At 62.7% G+C, this 17,928-nt stretch carries 12 protein-coding genes; 6 read left to right on the top strand and 6 right to left on the bottom strand.

From position 1 onward, the window contains the following. Positions 1-76: 76 nt before the first annotated feature. Complete coding sequence (locus ABTV87_RS25985; protein WP_085609118.1) at positions 77-1,006, bottom strand: NAD-dependent epimerase/dehydratase family protein; 930 nt, start codon at positions 1,004-1,006, stop codon at positions 77-79. Next, on the bottom strand, positions 999-1,883 hold the full coding sequence (locus ABTV87_RS25990; RefSeq protein WP_045121788.1) for a sugar nucleotide-binding protein: 885 nt from the start codon (positions 1,881-1,883) through the stop codon (positions 999-1,001). The genes ABTV87_RS25985 and ABTV87_RS25990 overlap by 8 nt, the downstream gene beginning before the upstream one ends. A gap of 178 nt (positions 1,884-2,061) precedes the next feature. Between ABTV87_RS25990 and ABTV87_RS25995 the strand changes: the two genes are divergently transcribed. Beyond that, on the top strand, positions 2,062-6,357 hold the full coding sequence (locus ABTV87_RS25995; protein ID WP_433898582.1) for a DEAD/DEAH box helicase: 4,296 nt from the start codon (positions 2,062-2,064) through the stop codon (positions 6,355-6,357). A gap of 151 nt (positions 6,358-6,508) precedes the next feature. Here the strand turns inward: ABTV87_RS25995 and ABTV87_RS26000 are convergent, their stop codons facing one another. Further along, positions 6,509-8,614, bottom strand: a complete 2,106-nt coding sequence (locus ABTV87_RS26000) for a mechanosensitive ion channel family protein (RefSeq protein ID WP_085609120.1) — start codon at positions 8,612-8,614, stop codon at positions 6,509-6,511. Positions 8,615-8,951: 337 nt separating this feature from the next. Here ABTV87_RS26000 and ABTV87_RS26005 point away from each other — a divergent pair, with 337 nt between their 5' ends. The 5 genes from ABTV87_RS26005 (at position 8,952) to ABTV87_RS26025 (ending at position 14,268) form a co-directional block, all read left to right on the top strand. Further along, a complete protein-coding gene (locus ABTV87_RS26005; protein WP_207984095.1) occupies positions 8,952-10,163 on the top strand; it encodes an MFS transporter in 1,212 nt (403 codons plus the stop codon). A 103-nt stretch (positions 10,164-10,266) separates the two neighbouring features. Continuing rightward, on the top strand, positions 10,267-11,193 hold the full coding sequence (locus ABTV87_RS26010; RefSeq protein WP_433898583.1) for a DUF72 domain-containing protein: 927 nt from the start codon (positions 10,267-10,269) through the stop codon (positions 11,191-11,193). After that, positions 11,190-11,987, top strand: a complete 798-nt coding sequence (locus ABTV87_RS26015) for an endonuclease/exonuclease/phosphatase family protein (protein WP_258712409.1) — start codon at positions 11,190-11,192, stop codon at positions 11,985-11,987. The genes ABTV87_RS26010 and ABTV87_RS26015 overlap by 4 nt, the downstream gene beginning before the upstream one ends. After that, complete coding sequence (clsB, locus tag ABTV87_RS26020) at positions 11,984-13,270, top strand: cardiolipin synthase ClsB (RefSeq protein ID WP_085609124.1); 1,287 nt, start codon at positions 11,984-11,986, stop codon at positions 13,268-13,270. Before ABTV87_RS26015 ends, clsB begins: the two co-directional genes overlap by 4 nt. Then, positions 13,267-14,268, top strand: coding sequence for a lysylphosphatidylglycerol synthase domain-containing protein (locus ABTV87_RS26025; protein WP_433898584.1), 1,002 nt, complete (start codon positions 13,267-13,269; stop codon positions 14,266-14,268). Before clsB ends, ABTV87_RS26025 begins: the two co-directional genes overlap by 4 nt. Here the strand turns inward: ABTV87_RS26025 and ABTV87_RS26030 are convergent. The 3 genes from ABTV87_RS26030 to ABTV87_RS26040 all read right to left on the bottom strand — a co-directional run bounded on the left by ABTV87_RS26030 (position 14,256) and on the right by ABTV87_RS26040 (position 17,820). Further along, positions 14,256-15,014 (bottom strand): alpha/beta hydrolase family protein, encoded by a 759-nt coding sequence (locus ABTV87_RS26030; protein WP_007955615.1) that lies wholly within the window; start codon positions 15,012-15,014, stop codon positions 14,256-14,258. The genes ABTV87_RS26025 and ABTV87_RS26030 overlap by 13 nt on opposite strands. After that, entirely contained in the window at positions 15,004-16,113 is a 1,110-nt protein-coding gene (locus ABTV87_RS26035) for a DUF3182 family protein (protein WP_433898585.1), read from the bottom strand. Before ABTV87_RS26035 ends, ABTV87_RS26030 begins: the two co-directional genes overlap by 11 nt. Positions 16,114-16,287: 174 nt before the next feature. Then, positions 16,288-17,820 (bottom strand): hypothetical protein, encoded by a 1,533-nt coding sequence (locus ABTV87_RS26040; RefSeq protein WP_085609127.1) that lies wholly within the window; start codon positions 17,818-17,820, stop codon positions 16,288-16,290. Positions 17,821-17,928 lie beyond the last annotated feature (108 nt).

Consider the following 17,928-nt stretch of genomic DNA (forward strand, 5'->3'; position numbering starts at 1 on the left):
AACCGGTGTGAAAGCCGAATTCCGGCCGTGAAAAAGGCGCCTGTCAAAAGGCGCCTTTTTCATGTCTGCGAAAAGCTCAGCGGCCGAGCAAACGGGCCAGGCCGACGTTCATCGGCGTTGGCGTCGGGCACTTGAATCGCTCAAGCAACCGACTGTTGTTCGCCCGCGAGTGGCGGATGTCACCGGAGCGCGCCGGGCCGTAGCTGACGGGCGGCAATTCGCCGACCACCGCTTCGAGCGCGGCCAGCATCTGCTTGAGATTGGTCGCCTGATTCCAGCCGACGTTCACCGCACCGACGTCCACTTGCGGCTTTTCGATCGCCTGCACCAGCACATCGACCAGATCTTCGACGTACATGAAATCCCGGGTCTGCTCGCCATCGCCGAACACGGTGATCGGCAGGCCTTTCTGCGCGCGTTCGCTGAAGATGCTGATCACCCCGGAGTACGGCGAGGACGGATCCTGACGCGGGCCGAAGATGTTGAAGAAACGGAAGATCGCCGGTTCCAGACCGTGCTGGCGGCGATAGAAATCGAAGTACTGCTCGCCGGCCAGTTTGTCCGACGCATAAGGCGTCAACGGCGCCTTGGGCGTGTCTTCGTCAATCGACTCGCCTTCGCCATTGTTGCCGTAGACGGCTGCGCTGGAGGCATACAGCACACGTTTCACGCCGGCCTCGCGCATGGCTTCGCAGACGTTCAGCGTGCCGATGAAATTGCTCTGGTGAGTCTTTACCGGATCGTCCACCGACGCCTGCACCGACGCCACGGCGGCCAAGTGCGCGACCGCGCTGCAACCCTGCATCGCTTGCGCGACCAGAGCGGCATCGGCCACATCGCCGACGATCAACTCGACCCTGGGATTGTCCAGCGGCAGATTGCTGCGCTTGCCGGTCGACAGATCATCGAGGATCCGCACCGAATGGCCGTTGGCGAGCAACGCGTCAGTCAGGTGCGAGCCGATGAAACCGGCGCCGCCGGTGATTAAAACAGGGCCGTCAGCCATGGCGATAAAACCTATCCAGTAAGCCCGGGAGCGCGGCACGCCAGGCGCGCGGCTTGATCCCGAAGGTGTGCAGAATTTTCTTGCAGGCGAGCACCGCGTGTTGCGGTTCTTCGGCGGCATCCGGCCGCGCGGCGTGGGCCTGGGCGGTCGGCGCTTCGATGGCCAGCGGGTGCAGGCCGCGCGCTTCGGTGAGAATCGCCTGGCCCAGCGCGAGCGGCGTGGTCGCCTCGTGGCCGGCGTAGTGGTAAGTGCCCCACAGCGGCGCGGCGCAATCGAGTTGTTTGAGCACCGAGATGATTACCCGCGCGGCATCGTCGACCGGGGTCGGATTGCCACGGCGGTCATCGGCCAGCAGCAATTCTTCCGGCTGTTCGGCACGGGCCAGGAAGCGCCCGAGGGTGCCTTCCGGGCTGTCGTCGAGCAGCCAGCCAAAGCGCAGCAGCACGTGTTGCGGGCAAGTGGCACGCACGCTCTGCTCGATCCGCCACAGGGCCTGACCGCGCAGGCCCAACGGCACTGGCTCGTCCTTTTCGCTGTAGGCGGTGGCGCGGGAACCGTCGAACACCCGATAACTGGACGGCTGCACCAGCACGATGTTGTGGTGCTGGCACAGTTCGGCCAGTCGCTCGATGGCGCGTTCCTGCCCGGCCAGACGGCTTTCGCTGACGGCCTCGGCCTGGAACCAGTCGAAATAGTAGGCAAGGTTGATCAATGCATCGGGACGGGTGTCGTCGAGCAATTGGGTCAGGCTCGCGGCATCCCAGCCGTCTTCGGGCGGGCGGGGGGCGAGGAAACCGATGTCTTCCTCTGCACCGAGGCGAATCAGCGCCTGCCCAAGGGCATTTCCGCCGCCCAGTAACATAAGGCGCATTCGCATAGAGTCAGCAGGCCCAGTCTGATTGGAACGATGGCTTTGGCGACGATGCTCGTGGCAGCGTCGTCGATAATTGCCGGAATCGTTGCATTTTGCGGGTTTAGTGCGCAACCGTCACCCGTAAAGTGTAGATCCCGAGCGGTACTTGCAACTTCGCCCGCCCACCCGCATAACTGAAGCCATGAATCTGCCCCTCCCCAAGGACGCGGCCCTGGCAGGCTTCCACCCCGCCGTCAGCGCCTGGTTCAGCAGCACATTCCCGACGGTGACCGCCGCCCAGGCCCGCGCATGGCCGTTGATCCGCCAGCGCCGCTCGACGCTGATCGCTGCGCCCACCGGATCTGGGAAAACCCTCACCGCATTCCTCGCCGTGCTCGACGATCTGGTCCACCGTGGCCTGGAAACCCCGGACGGTCTGCCGGACGAAACCCTGGTGGTCTACGTTTCGCCGCTCAAGGCGCTGTCCAACGACATCCGCATCAATCTGCAGAACCCGCTAGCCGGGATTACCGACCAGCTGCGCCAAATGGATCTGCCGGCGCTGGAAATCACCACCGCCGTGCGCACCGGCGACACCCCGCAAAAAGACCGCGCCGCCATGCGCAAGAGCGCGCCGCACATTCTGGTGACCACCCCGGAATCGCTCTATGTGCTGCTCGGCTCCGAGTCCGGCCGAAAAATGCTCGGCACCACGCGCACGGTGATCGTCGATGAAATCCATGCCATCGCCGCCGGCAAACGCGGCAGTCACCTGGCCTTGAGCCTCGAACGCTTGCAGGCGCTGTGTCCTGAACCGCTGACCCGCATCGGTCTTTCGGCCACGCAGAAACCGATCGATGCGGTGGCGCGTTTTCTGGTGGGTCATGAGCGCCCGTGCGAAATCATCGACATCGGCCACGCGCGCCCAAGGGATCTGGGCATTGAAGTACCGCCGGTGCCGTTGTCGGCGGTGATGGCCAATGATGTCTGGGAACTGGTCTACGACCGTCTCGCCACGTTGGCCCGGGAACACCGCACCACGCTGATTTTCGTCAACACCCGACGTCTGGCCGAGCGCCTGAGTCGGCACCTGAGCGAACGCCTCGGCAAACACGCCGTGGCCGCGCACCACGGCAGTCTGGCCAAGGAATTTCGCCTCGACGCCGAGCAGCGACTCAAGCGTGGCGAGCTGCAAGTGCTGATCGCCACCGCGTCGCTGGAACTGGGGATCGACATCGGCGAAGTCGACCTCGTCTGCCAGATCGCCTCGCCACGTTCGATCGCCGGTTTTCTGCAACGGGTCGGCCGCTCCGGGCACCAGGTCGGCGGCACGCCCAAGGGGCGCCTGTTCGCCACCACTCGCGACGACCTGATCGAATGCGCCGCCCTGCTCGACTGCGTGCGCCGGGGTGAACTCGATACGCTGCACATCCCCGAAGCGCCGCTGGATGTGCTGGCGCAGCAGATCATCGCCGAGGTCAGTTGCCAGGAATGGGCCGAGGACGATTTGCTCGCGCTGTTCCGCCGGGCCGAACCCTACGCCCGCCTCGACGAAAAACATTATCAGGCGCTGCTGAGCATGCTCGCCGAGGGTTACAACGGCCGCCAGGGCATCCGCAGCGCCTACCTGCACCGCGACGCCGTGAGCCGAACCCTGCGCGGACGACGCGGCGCCCGGCTGACCGCCGTCACCAGCGGCGGCACCATCCCCGACAACGCCGACTACAGCGTATTGCTCGAACCTCAGGGCCTGAACATCGGCAGCGTCAACGAAGACTTCGCTGTGGAAAGCATTGCCGGTGATGTGTTCCAGCTCGGCAACGCCTCCTATCGCATCCTGCGGGTGGAAACCGGCAAGGTTCGGGTCGAAGATGCCCACGGCCAGCCGCCGACCATCCCGTTCTGGCTCGGCGAAGCACCGGGACGCAGCGATGAGTTGTCGGCGGCCGTGGCGCGCCTGCATGCGCAGCTCGATCAATTGCTCAGCGCCAGCCCCGGCAACTTGCAACCGGCCATCGACTGGCTGACCGACACCCTCGGCCTGAACCCGGCCAGCGCCGAACAGCTGGTGGATTACCTGGCCCGCGCCCGCCTCGCCCTCGGCGCCTTGCCGTCGCGCGACACGCTGCTGATGGAGCGGTTTTTCGACGAGTCCGGCGGCACCCAGCTGATCATTCACTCACCGTTCGGCAGTCGTATCAACCGCGCCTGGGGCCTGGCCCTGCGCAAGCGTTTCTGCCGCACCTTCAACTTCGAATTGCAGGCCGCCGCCAGCGAAGACGCGATCGTGCTGTCGCTGTCCACCAGTCACAGTTTCGAACTCGACGAGGTCTGGCGTTATCTGCACAGCAACAGCGCCGAGCACATTCTGATTCAAGCCGTGCTGGATGCACCGCTGTTCGGTGTGCGCTGGCGCTGGAATGCCGGCGTGGCGCTGGCCCTGCCGCGTTACACGGGCGGGCGCAAGGTCGCGCCGCAATTGCAGCGGATGAAAAGCGAAGACCTGATCGCCAGCGTGTTTCCCGATCAGATCGCCTGCCTGGAAAACCTCGCCGGTGAACGGGAAGTCCCCGAGCATCCGCTGGTGGAACAGACCCTCGACGATTGCCTGCACGAGGCGATGGACAGCGAAGGCTGGCTCGAACTGCTGCGGCGCATGGAGCGCGGCGAAGTGCGCCTGATCGCCCGCGACCTGCCGGCGCCCTCGCCGTTGGCGGCGGAAATCCTCAGCGCCCGCCCTTACACCTTTCTCGACGACGCGCCGCTGGAAGAGCGTCGCACCCAGGCCGTGCTCAACCGCCGCTGGAGTGATCCGCAATCCACCGACGACCTCGGCGCGCTGGACGCCGACGCGATCAACGCCGTGCGCGAAGAAGCCTGGCCGACGCCGAACAGCGCCGATGAAATGCATGAAGCGCTGATGAGCCTGGCCTGCATCAGTGACGCCGAAGTCGAGGCCAATCCGCATTGGCGCGAGTGGCTGAATGCTTTGGCCGAAACCGGGCGAGCCTGCCGATTGCAGATCGATCCCGAGCACTCACTGTGGCTGGCAAGAGAACGCCTGACCTGTCTGCAAGCGCTTTATCCACAGGCGCATTCTGAACTGGCCGCGTTGCCCGGTTTCGACGAAGCATGGACCGCCGATGAGGCACTGATCGAAGTGATCCGCGCGCGGCTCGGCGCATTCGGTCCGCAACCGCTGGTGGCGATTGCCGAACCGCTGGCCCTGATGCCGGCCGCTGTTCATCAAGCCCTCGCTCATCTGGAGCGTGAAGGTTATGTACTGCGCGGCCAGTTCACGCCGGGGTCGACCGTTGAGGAATGGTGCGAACGGCATCTGCTGGCGCGCATTCACCGCTACACGGTCAAGCGTCTGCGCCGGGAAATCGAGCCGGTGGCGTTGCAGGAATTCATGCGGTTTCTGTTCGACTGGCAGCACTTGTCCCCGTCAACCCGTGGTCAGGGCAGCACTGTGTTGCCGGCGATTGTCGGTCAGTTCGAAGGCTACCCGGCTGCCGCTTCGGCGTGGGATAGCGATCTCCTTCCCGCGCGGCTCAAGGACTATTCACCGAGCTGGCTGGACGATCTGTGCCGCAGCGGCAAACTGGTGTGGACGCGCCTCAGCGCCCGGCAAAACATCAGCGGCACGGCGTTGCGCAGCACACCGATCGTGTTGCTGCCGCGCAGTCAGGTCGGCTTGTGGAGTGCGCTGGCCGAGCAGACGCCGGTCAGCGAACTGTCGCCCAAGACCCGCAAGGTTTTCGACGCACTGAGCCAGCACGGCGCGTTGTTTTTCGATGAGCTGATTCATGAAGCGCACCTGCTGCGCACCGAGCTGGAAATCGCCTTGCAGGAACTGGTCGGCGCCGGCCTGGTGAATGCCGACAGCTTTGCCGGATTGCGGGCATTGATCACTCCGGCGAGCAAGCGCCAGCAGCGAAGTAGTCGACGCGGGCGCGGGGCGTTTGTCGGTGGCATGGACGATGCCGGGCGCTGGGCGTTATTGCGTCGCGGGCCGGTTGTGGAAAACAGACAAACAGCGTCGCCCGAAACACTTGAACACGTCGCCATGACCTTGTTGCGTCGCTACGGCGTGGTGTTCTGGCGCCTGCTGGAACGTGAGGCCGACTGGTTGCCGAGTTGGCGCGAACTGCTGCGCACATTCCATCGGCTGGAAGCCCGGGGCGAGATTCGTGGCGGGCGGTTTGTCAGCGGTCTGGCCGGCGAGCAATTCGCCCTGCCCGAGGCGATTCCGCTGTTGCGCGAAGTCCGCCGTCGCCCCCATGACGGCAGCCTGATTGCGGTGTGCGGCGTCGATCCGCTGAACCTCGCCGGCACCTTGTTGCCGGGGGCGAAAGTGCCGGCGCTGGCGAGCAATCGGCTGGTGTATCGCGACGGCCTGCCGGTCGCTGCCGAGGTCGCGGGCAAGCAGCAATTCTGGGTGGAACTGGATCAGGTTTCCATGGAGCAGGTGCGCAGCAAACTGATCCGGCATTGATGTAAACCGGTCTGGCCTCTTCGTCGGATCGCCGCCCGGACCAAGCCCGCTCCCACAGGGTTCTTTGTGATGCCGAAATAGCAGGCACCGCCCAATTACTGTGGGAGCGGGCTTGCCCGCGAAAGGGCCGGCACATGCACTACAAGAACGCCTATTGAGTCGGCGATTGCTCCGGCAACACTACCGACGAATGCACCGGCGCCACCTCTTCTTCCTGGCGTTTGGGCAGCAAAACCTGCTGTGGATAAGTCTGGGCGAAATGCACCCACGGGCTGTTATCCACAAGCTTTTTCAAACGCTGGTTGAACGCGCGGCTCACCGCATATTGCCCGCCCGACACTGTGCGAAATTGCGCGGTCAGCACCACGCCGTTCAGGTCCATCTTGTCTACGCCAAATACATCCAGCGGCCCTTGCAGGTTGTACTTGAGGAACGGGTCTTCGCGAATCGAATCCCCCGCCTCGCGGATCAGCTCAATGGCCTTGTCGACATCGGTGTCGTAGGTGAACTGCACCGAGAAAAACGCGAACGCAAACTGCCGCGATTGGTTGGTCACCGCCTTGATCTGGCCGAACGGCACCGAGTGCACGAAGCCCTTGCCATCGCGCAGGCGCAAGGTGCGAATGGTCAGGCCTTCGACCGTGCCGGCGTGCCCGGAATCGAGCACCACCCAATCGCCGATCGACAGGGTGTCTTCGATGATGATGAACAGCCCGGTGATCACGTCCTGCACCAGTTGCTGCGAGCCGAAACCGATGGCCAGGCCGACCACCCCGGCACCGGCCAGCAGCGGCGCGACGTTGATCCCCAGATTGGCCATGGTGGTGATCGCACAGATCACCACCAGGATGATTTTGATCGCGTTGCGCAGCAGCGGCAGGATGGTTTTCACCCGGGTGCTGGGCTGGCGCGCCGAGCGTTTGCTGACCGGCGGTTTTAGTGCTTCCTGAATCGCCGTGTCGAGCACCACCCACAGCAGCCATGTCACGAGGAAGATCAGGCCGATGCTGCTCAGGGCATTGCTGATCGCCCGGCCGACCGTGCTGCTTTGCGCAAAGTCGAGCAGCGACACGCCCCATATCCGCCCGAGGATATCGATGAATGCAATTGCGATGACGATCCGCAGCAACGCATGCAACAGGCTGAGGAAACGCTCCTTGTAGGCACTGCTGCGCTGGATTGCCTCGGCCTTGCGCGACTTGAACAGGTGTTGCAGCACGGTGCTGAGAAACACCGTGCCGATCAGCAGCACGGTGGTGAACAGCGCACAGCGCAGGGCCTTTTGATTGTCCTCGCCGATGCCGATCAGATTGACCGCCGAGACCAGCACCATCAGCACGATCGGCCAGTACCAGAGCCCGGAAAAAATCCGCAGCGACTCCTGCAACGACGGCTGTTTCAGACGCTGGACCAGCGGGCGATTGCGGATCAGGTGCGCCACCGGCCGACGCAGGCGAATCACCAGCAGACCGAAGATGATCGAGGCCAGCAGACCGGTGAACACCGCGATGCTGCTGGTGATGTTGCCGCCCAGTTGCCGGGCGATCTGCGGGCTGGTCAGGGCATCGCTGAGGGCGGCGAGAAAGCCGATCAGGAACAGCGGTTTCGGGCAGTAGTCGCGGATGATCTGCACCGCACGGCGCTTGTGGCCGACGTTGAACATCACCACCACGCACAACAGCATCGACGTGGAAAATATCCCGCTGCTGGTGGCGTAGGCAAAACACAGCGCCAGCGCGCGACCGACCGAGGCCGACAGAAAATGGCTGACGTACAGGGTCAACGGCAGGCAGATCAGCGCGGGCAGCGTGTAGGGCAACAGGTAACCGAGCAGGTCCTGACTGCGTTGGCGGGTGCGCAGCCAGCGCCCTTCCCGCAGACGTTTGCCCAGCACGCTGCCGAGCACCGTCAACACGGCAAACGTGCCCAGCCACACGCCGGAGAGCATCAGGAAATCCCCCGCCACGCTCCAGCCGGAGCGGTTCGAGGGTTGGTTGACCAGCCTGTCGACTTCATCCGCCGCCCGGTCGGCGCGCAGGCGCCAGGCGTCGACCAGATGCTCGTTGAGATCGAGTTTGTCCTGCACGTCGTCGATGCTGGAACTGATGGCGCCGAGCAGTCCGCCCTGCACGATCGGTTCCGGCTCGGCCGGCTCTTCACTGGCCGCCGGAACGCCCGGCAGGCTGGCGGCTTGTACTGCATTGCCGCCGAACAACAGCAATGCCCCCAATAGAATCGCGATCCTGAACCTGGTCAAAACGCAGAGCTCCCTTGGTTGAACCTGTAAGGAACTGATCGGTTTTGGCCCGGCAAGTTCGGTTTTTGCGGTTGATCGTTCCCAAGCTCCACTCCCCTCGTTGATCGTTCCCACGCTCCGCGTGGGAATGCAGCCAGAGACGCTCCGCGTCTCGAAGAGCGGACGCAGAGCGTCCACGGAGGCATTCCCACGCAGAGCGTGGGAACGATCACCTTACGATCAGCGTTAGGGCTGATATTTGCGTCGCACGCAAATATCAAATGCCCATCCCCGTATTTTTCCACCCCCGCCAAACCCCGACACTGCGCTCCATTCAATCCTCAACCGGAGTGCCGTCATGCCCATTGCCCTGCTCGCGCTGACCCTCAGCGCTTTCGCCATCGGGACGACCGAGTTCGTCATCGTTGGCCTGCTTCCCACCATCGGCGCCGATCTCGGCGTCAGCCTGCCGTCCGCCGGTCTGCTGGTCAGTCTGTATGCCCTCGGCGTAGCCATCGGTGCGCCAGTGCTGACCGCCCTCACCGGCAAAGTCCCGCGCAAACTGTTGCTGCTGTCGCTGATGGTGCTGTTCACCCTCGGCAACCTGCTGGCCTGGCTGGCGCCGAGTTATGAATCGCTGGTACTGGCGCGAATCGTCACGGGTCTGGCCCATGGCGTGTTCTTCTCCATCGGTTCGACCATCGCCACCAGCCTGGTGCCCAAGGAAAAAGCCGCCAGTGCGATTGCGATCATGTTCACCGGCCTGACCGTGGCGCTGGTCACCGGCGTGCCACTGGGCACGTTCATCGGTCAGCACTTCGGCTGGCGTGAAACCTTCCTCGCGGTATCGGCACTCGGCGTGATCGCATTCATCGGCAGCCTGCTGTACGTGCCGAACAACATTGCCCACAGCAAACCGGCCTCGCTGCTGCAACAGTTGCAGGTGCTCAAGCAACCGCGCCTGTTGCTGGTGTACGCCATGACCGCCATCGGTTACGGCGGCTCGTTCATCGCCTTCACATTCCTGGCGCCGATCCTTCAGGACATCTCCGGCTTCAGCGCCGGCACCGTCAGCCTGGTGCTGCTGGTGTATGGCGTGTCGGTGGCAGTCGGCAACATCTGGGGCGGCAAACTGGCGGACAAACGCGGGCCGATCAGCGCGCTGAAAATCATCTTCGCCCTGCTCGCCGCCGTGCTGTTCGTGCTCACCTTCACCGCCGGCAACCCATGGCTGGCGCTGGCCACCGTGCTGGTCTGGGGCGCAGTCGCCTTCGGCAATGTGCCGGGCTTGCAGGTGTATGTGGTGCGTCAGGCTGAACATCACACGCCGCACGCCGTGGACGTGGCATCAGGCCTGAACATTGCCGCGTTCAACCTCGGGATTGCCGGCGGTGCGTGGGGTGGCGGTTTGATCGTCGAGCACATCGGCCTGATTCACACTGCATGGATCGGCGGCCTGGTAGTGCTGGTGGCATTGGCCCTGACGGCATGGAGCGGTCGCCTCGATCGCCTGGGCCCGGTGTACGCCGAACCCGCCGAAGGCTCCGCCCGAATCGTCACCGGGCACTGATCCGGCGCAGCCTGACCGTCCGTAATCCCGTCGAAACTTTCCCGAACCGCCCGCAGTCATCCACAGACAGAGGCCGTACGGGGACTTTCGACGGGAGGGCGGCATGGCAACGATTCATATCGGTATTTCAGGCTGGCGTTACGCCCCGTGGCGCGGGGACTTTTACCCGAAGGGGCTGGCGCAGAAACGCGAATTGCAGTTCGCCTCACGGGCGGTCAACAGCATCGAAATCAACGGATCGTTCTACGCCCTGCAACGGCCGGAACGCTACGCCCAGTGGTACGCCGAGACGCCGGATGACTTCGTGTTCAGCATCAAGGCGCCCCGCTTCATCACCCACATCCGCCGCCTGCGCGATATCGAAAAACCCCTGGCCAATTTCTTCGCCTCCGGGGTACTGGAGCTGAAGGAAAAATTCGGTCCGGTCCTCTGGCAGTTCCCGCCCAACTTCACGTTCGACGCCGAGCGCTTCGAAGCCTTTCTCGATCAGTTGCCCCACGACACCCAGGCCGCCGCCGAGCTCGCCCGCCAACACGACTCACACCTGCACGGCCACGCGAGCCTGAAGGCCTACGGTAAAAAACCGCTGCGCCATGCCGTGGAAATCCGCAACGACAGTTTCATCGACCCCGACTTCGTGCGCTTGCTCAAACGCTACAACACCGCGCTGGTGATCGCCGACACCGCCGGGAAATGGCCGTACCGCGAAGACCTGACCAGCGATTTCGTCTACCTGCGCCTGCACGGTGCCGAAGAGCTCTACGCCAGCGGTTACACCCGTGCCGCGCTGCAACGCTGGGCCGAACGGATCGACGCCTGGCACCATGGCCGGCAACCGGGCGACGCCCATTTGATCGCGCCGCGCTTGAAGCCTCGTGCCCGTAAATCCCGCGAGGTTTTCTGCTACTTCGACAACGACATCAAGGTCCGCGCGCCGTTCGATGCCCGCAGCCTGTTGCAGCGATTCGATCTGGATAAGAACCTCGAAACCGCGCCCGGCGAACCGGCCGCCGAAGGGGTACTCGCATGAGCATTCCCGAGCCGGTCGGCTTCACCGACGAGCAGTCCACGGTCATCACCACGGTGCGCCGTTTCACCGTGCTGACGGTCAACACCCACAAGGGTTTCACCGCACTGAACCGGCGTTTCATCCTGCCGGAATTGCGCGAAGCGGTGCGCAGCGTGTCCGCCGATGTGGTGTTTCTTCAGGAAGTCCACGGCACCCACGAGCACCATCCCAAACGTTACGAAAACTGGCCGACGATGCCGCAGTATGAGTTTCTCGCCGACAGCCTCTGGCCGCAGTTCGCCTATGGGCGCAACGCGGTGTATCCGGACGGCGATCACGGTAATGCAGTGCTGTCGAAATTCCAGATCGTGCGCCATGACAACCTCGACGTTTCGATCAGCGGACATGAAAACCGCGGCCTGTTGCACTGCGTGCTGCGCCTGCCGGGAGACGACCGTGAAGTGCATGCGATTTGCGTCCATCTGGGCCTGCGCGAAAGCCATCGCAACGATCAACTGGGCTTGCTGCGAGAACGCCTTTCCGAGTTGCCCAGTGACGCGCCGGTGATCGTCGCCGGCGATTTCAACGACTGGCGCCAGCGCGCCGATGCCTTGCTTGAACCCTGTGGCCTGCGTGAAGTGTTTGCGGCGCATCACGGCAAACCGGCGCGCAGTTTTCCCGCGCGCCTGCCGCTGCTGCGCCTGGACCGAATCTACGTGCGCAACCTCAAGGCCAGTCAACCCAAAGTGCTGGCGAACCGTCCCTGGTCACACCTTTCCGACCACGCGCCGCTGTCGGTGGAGATTGAACTATGAGCAGTGCACCGTTGGAGAAATCCGCCGTGGAGCCAGTCAGCATCACCCCGCCCGTGCGCGAGCCGGGCACCGTCGATGTCGAGTATCGCTGGCAGGGCAACAACCGGCTCGAGCTGCTGGAAAACGGCGAGGAATATTTTCCCCGGGTGTTCGAAGCGATGCGCGCGGCGAAAAGCGAAATCCTGCTGGAGACCTTCATCGTCTTCGAAGACAAGGTCGGCATGGAATTGCAGGAAATCCTGATCGATGCCGCCCGGCGTGGCGTGCGCACCACCGTCAGCCTCGACGGCTTCGGTTGTGGCGAACTGAGCACCGGTTATCTGACCGCGTTGAGCGATGCCGGCGTGCATTTGCAAATCTTCGATCCGGCCCCGAAACGCTTGGGCATTCGCACCAACTGGTTCCGCCGCCTCCACCGCAAGATCGTGGTGGTCGACGGGTTGATTGCGTTCATCGGCGGGATCAATTTTTCCGGCGATCACCTGGCCGATTTCGGCCCCGAAGCGAAGCAGGATTATTCGGTGGAAGTTCAGGGCCCGGCGGTGGCCGACATCCATCATTTCGCCCTGCTGCAAAGCGGCCGACCGGGACGCGCACGCTTCTGGTGGCAACGGCGCCGGCAGCGTCGTGCAGAGATGGCGTTCGATGATCACGACGGCCAGGTGCGGCTGGTGTTTCGAGATAACGACCGGCACAACACCGACATCGAAGACGTTTATTTGCAGGTACTGCGCCGCGCCCAACGGCGGGTGGTGATCGCCAACGCCTACTTCTTTCCCGGCTATCGCCTGCTGCGCGAAATCCGCAACGCGGCCCGGCGCGGAGTCGAAGTGCGGCTGATTCTGCAGGGGCAGCCGGACATGCTGGTGGCCAAACTCGCCGCGCGCATGACCTACGACTACCTGCTCAAGGCCGGGGTGCAGATTCACGAATATTGCGAGCGGCCGCTGCACGGCAAAGTGGCTCTGGTGGACGAGGAATGGAGCACCGTCGGCTCGAGCAATCTCGACCCGCTGAGCCTGTCGCTGAACCTGGAAGCCAACGTGCTGATCCGCGACCGCGCCTTCAATCGCCACTTGTTCGAGCGCCTCGAAGACCTCAGCCACAACCATTGCAAGGCGATGGACGCCGCGAAGTCGCCGCGCGGGCGAATCTGGCACATGACCGTGGGCTTTCTGGTGTTTCACTTCCTGCGGCATTTCCCGGCGATGGCCGGCTGGCTGCCGGCGCACAAGCCACGGCTCAAACCCTTCACCCACGCCGCCGGGAGCGATCCGTCATGAGCCATTCCGAAGCCCACGCGGCGGTGCATCCGGCACCCGCGGGCAAGTCCCGCTGGAGCCGCTGGAAGCGTCCGCTGACCCTGCTGTTTTTCCTCGCGCTGATCGTGCTGCTGACGATGTTCGCCAGCCGCATCGAATGGGCCGAGGTGCTGCAAACTCTCGCCGACTTCAAGGTGCGCACGCTGATCATTGCCTCCAGCCTGACCCTGCTGAGCTTTCTGGTGTACGCCAGTTTCGACCTGATCGGCCGCACCTACATTCGTCAGGATCTGACCTGGAAACAGATTCTGCCGGTGGGCGTCATCAGCTACGCCTTCAATCTCAACTTGAGCGCATGGGTCGGCGGGATCGCCATGCGCTATCGCCTGTATTCGCGGCTCGGGGTGAGCAAAAGCAACATCGCCAAGATCCTCGGCCTGAGCCTGGCGACCAACTGGTTCGGCTACATGACCATCGCCGGCGTGGTGTTCGCTAGCGGGCTGGTGCGGATGCCACCGGGCTGGAAAATCAGCAGCGGTGCGTTGCAGGGCATTGGCGTGTTGCTGCTGTTGGTCAGTGTCGGCTATCTGGTCGCCTGCCAGTTTTCCCGGCGGCGCGAGTGGTCGATTCGCGGGGTAGAAATCAACCTGCCGTCGCTGCGCATGGCGGTCCTGCAATTACTGCTCGGGGCGCTGAACTGGTCGCTGATGGCGGCGGTGATTTTCACCTTGCTGCCGAGCAAGCTCGACTACCCGCTGGTTCTCGGGGTGCTGTTGATCAGCGCGATTGCCGGTGTCATCACCCACATTCCCGCCGGGCTCGGCGTACTGGAAGCGGTGTTCGTGGCACTGCTGCAACACGAGGCTTCGCGCGGCAGTCTGGTGGCGGGGTTGCTGGCGTACCGGGCGATCTATTTCCTGCTGCCGCTGCTGATCACCGTGCTGATGTACCTGGTGGTGGAAGCCAAGGCCAAGGCGTTGCGGATCGAGAAGAAACCCAAATCTCATCAGCGCGACTGAATGATGCTCAACCGCTCGCCCACCACCATTTCGGTGATCCAGTCGACCAGGATCGAGGTGTAGGCCTGCTGCGAGGTCGGATCGCTCAGGGCATGGTCGGCGCCATCGATGATGCGGTGAGTCAGCGAGTGGGTCTGCTGACACGCGGCGCGGTAACTCATGATCGTCGCGTGGGGCACGTAGTCATCGGTTTCCGACTGCACCAGCAGCACGTCCCCGGTGAATTGCGAGCAGGCATGCAAGGCGCGGTTGCTGTCGGCGCGCACCAGGGTGCCGCGATAATCGCGCAGGTCGGCCTTGTCCAGATCGCGTTTGGGCGTGTGCCATTGCTCGTCTCGGTACAGCGCCGGCACCCGCAGCGCCAGCCAGCGCACCGGGCGCAGCGAGGTGAGGATCGAGGCGAGATAACCGCCATAGCTGGTGCCCACTACCGCGATAGCCGAGGTGTCCAGCGCCGGATGGGCGAGCAGCCGGTCGTAAGCCGCCAGCAAGTCACGCAGGTTATCTTCGCGGGTCACCCGGCTCAGCGGAATGCCGGTGCCGCCGGTGTGCCCGCGCAGGTCGAACGTCAGGCACACACAACCCAGGCCGGCGATACCTTTGGCCCGTTCCAGATCCCGCTCCTGACTGCCGCCCCAGCCGTGCACGAACAACACGCCGGGGACTTTCGATTTGGGACTGAGGAACGTCCCGCTCATCTGTTCATCATCAATGTCGATTTGAATGCTTTCGCTTCTAGCCGTCATAGGATTTGACCGTTACATATTTGAGGAGAAAGTCGCTGTTCTCGGCCGGCCCGCGATACACCTCGATGGCATCCGCCGGCAGGGCCTGATCGATATAGGTTTCCACCGACGACACGCGGATCGCGCGCATCGAGGGATCGTTGACGAAACTTTGCAGCGCCGCCACTTCCGCGCTGCTGGCGCCGCCCATGCGCCAGGACTGTTCGAGCACGCCACTGCGCGGCCGGCCTTCGCTGTCCAGGCCCTGGGCGATGTCGTAATTGCGCCGCGAGGCATAAAAACGCGGATAGGCTTCGTCCGCCGCCCGGTCGAAGACCTGCGCCTGCTGGATCGCCAGACGCACGTCGTCGGGCAGATCCAGCGTCAGCAGATCCTCATAACCGCCCTGCACCACGAGCAGGTTCGAGCCGCCGTACACTTCCTCGCCGTGGGCATCTTTGGTCAAGTATTGATCACCGCAGTAACTCAGCACCCGGTCGCCGATGAACGACTGGCCAACGCTGTGGGTGACCACCTGACTCAAATCCTGCTCCAGCACCACGCCATCGCTGAACAGTTCTCCGGCCTCGGGTCGGGCGAGGATTTCGTCGAACGCATCCAGGCTCTTGATTACTTCCTGACCGCGCCCGGCGCAGGCGTGGATCGGCTTGATCCGGATCGGCCCGCTGTACAACAGATGTTCGGCGGCGGGCCGTGCATCCTCCAGCGCAAAGACGCTGAGCCCGTCCAGCACCACGGTGCGCACCCGCTCGGAAAACAGCGGCGACCAGCCTTGCGGCGCATGGGCCTGATGGCTGCGCAAACCGTGGCTGATGGCTTTGGTGCAGATGAAATCGTGCTCGACGAAACCGCCCCATAGATCCTCGGGGCCCCTGATGCCCAGTTCATGGGCCTTGGCGGCGCCGACGATGGTTTGGGTCGGCAGCAGATACAGGTCGCGACCGCGGTGCTTTTGCGCGTCGTAGCTGCCGCCAAACTTGAATCCGAGAATCTGCGCCAGCCATCGCGCCAGCGCCTTGTTGGTTTGCACTTCGTGTTGCGGCGCGCCGGGGCGCACGGAATTGGCGACCACTATTTTGTTGCGAGGTGTCGGGGTCATGCGTCCCCCCTTCCAGCGGCTCGGTGAATGTAGTTCAGAGGGTGCAGAGATCAGGCCAAACGGCAGCGGATAGAAAAAGCGCGTGGCATCAGCAGATTAAGGGATAGGTGATGGCATCACGCCCGTCGCGTTTTGCACGACAGGCTTCTATTGGGCGGCATATTGCACGATGGCTCAAGGCGCTGCTTTCGCCGCCGCTTTGGCTGCAGCCGCCGCTTTGACGACCGCTGGGTCTTCGATGGAATAGCCAATGGTCTGAATCCGGTTGGAAGTTCCCGAGCCAAATACCGCAACCATCTCATAGTCACCCGCCGTTCTGGCTCCGCTACCTACGGTGAAGCACGTGTTGTTCGGCGTCGACTTGCCATCATTTTTCTTGATCTCAGACTCACCCAGCACTTGCGGAACACCGGCTGCTCTCTTGCGGTAAAACTGTGCATTGATTGAAGTAACTGTCGCCGGATGATTCAGGCAGTATTCGGCGGCTGTCAGACTGGGAGCAAATTCGCCCCTTTCATTCACCGGAGAGACAAACGACAGGACCTGCTGACTTTGCAAATCCTTCGCCCTCGCAGCGTTCAACGCATCTTCGGCCAATTGATAATCCGACGTTCTGAGTCCGCTCAGAGCACCTTTCTTGCTCAGATTCTGGATGGCTTCCTCCGCCGTTCCCAACAGCCGGCGCTTTTCCCAAAGCGTGGCATCACCGCCCTTGACCACCGTGAAGCTCAGCCAGGTCTTGTCGGTGAATACATTGCTCCCTGCTGACGTATCGACCACTTTTTGATTTAGATGTCTGATTTTACTCAGATCGATCGGGCTCAAGGCCTTGCCGTCCGGGGTGTCCGTCAGTCCGCGACGCAAGGCGACCGGAATCAGCAGCGCCGCATCACCCAGCCAGGTTACCGGATTGGCGGTGGTCCCCCCATGGGTCAGATAACCGAAGCAATTGCCCAGAGAACAGCGCTCCTGATTGATCAATACATAGTTGCCGGGTGACAGTGCGATATAGCTGCCTTGCTGACCAATTTGCCCGGTATCTCCCACCAGATCGAAGTCGATCTGCATCACCACATCGTCCTTGTTGAGACTCAACAGACTCTTGGCGACTTCTTTGGCGAACTTTATTTCTGCGGCAGTAACCGGATTCTCAAGAGACAGGGTCTGGCTGGCAGAGGTGATGAAATCCAGGAACGCCGCCGAGTTTTCATTCTCGCCCTGATCGTATTCAAGAATGGTCAGACGTACGTTGATATGGTCAGAGTCGAGTTTTTTCGGACCGTACAGAAGCTTACTGAGAAACGGCGTCCCCGATTGGTCAGCCACGCCCAGATAGGGGCCAAGGACTTTGCTCACAGTGTCGTCCTTGGTGCCAGCATTCACCTCTGTGAACTCGGCCACGATCACTACCTCATTGACCCCGTCAAAATCACGCAGGTATTTGAAATAGCCGTCAGTCAGATAAATGGCAAAAACGTCATCCTGTCCGAGCGACCCATTGGCAGCCTTCCTTATCGCGGGATCATGCTCCGTTGTATCGTAAATGCTGGTCAGTTCCCGCGACTCGCCATTACTCGAATTCGCTCCACCCTTTTCACGATACAGATGCGCTGTTCCAGTCGGCACAGCGCATCCGGTCATGAGAGCAGCACCTGCAGCAAACAGCGCTGCCGATCTGAAAGCCTTGGCAAAGGTCATGACCGGCATGATTTCGTCCTTGATCGCGTCTGGGGAGTTGACAACATGGTCAATTGGCCACTATCAGCGTAGTCAGGCGCTTTCAGTAGTCAACCCGGCCAGGGATCAACCGGATAC

The sequence above is a fragment of the Pseudomonas sp. PSE1(2024) genome (genome assembly GCF_050990555.1).
Lineage (GTDB): Bacteria > Pseudomonadota > Gammaproteobacteria > Pseudomonadales > Pseudomonadaceae > Aquipseudomonas > Aquipseudomonas aphyarum.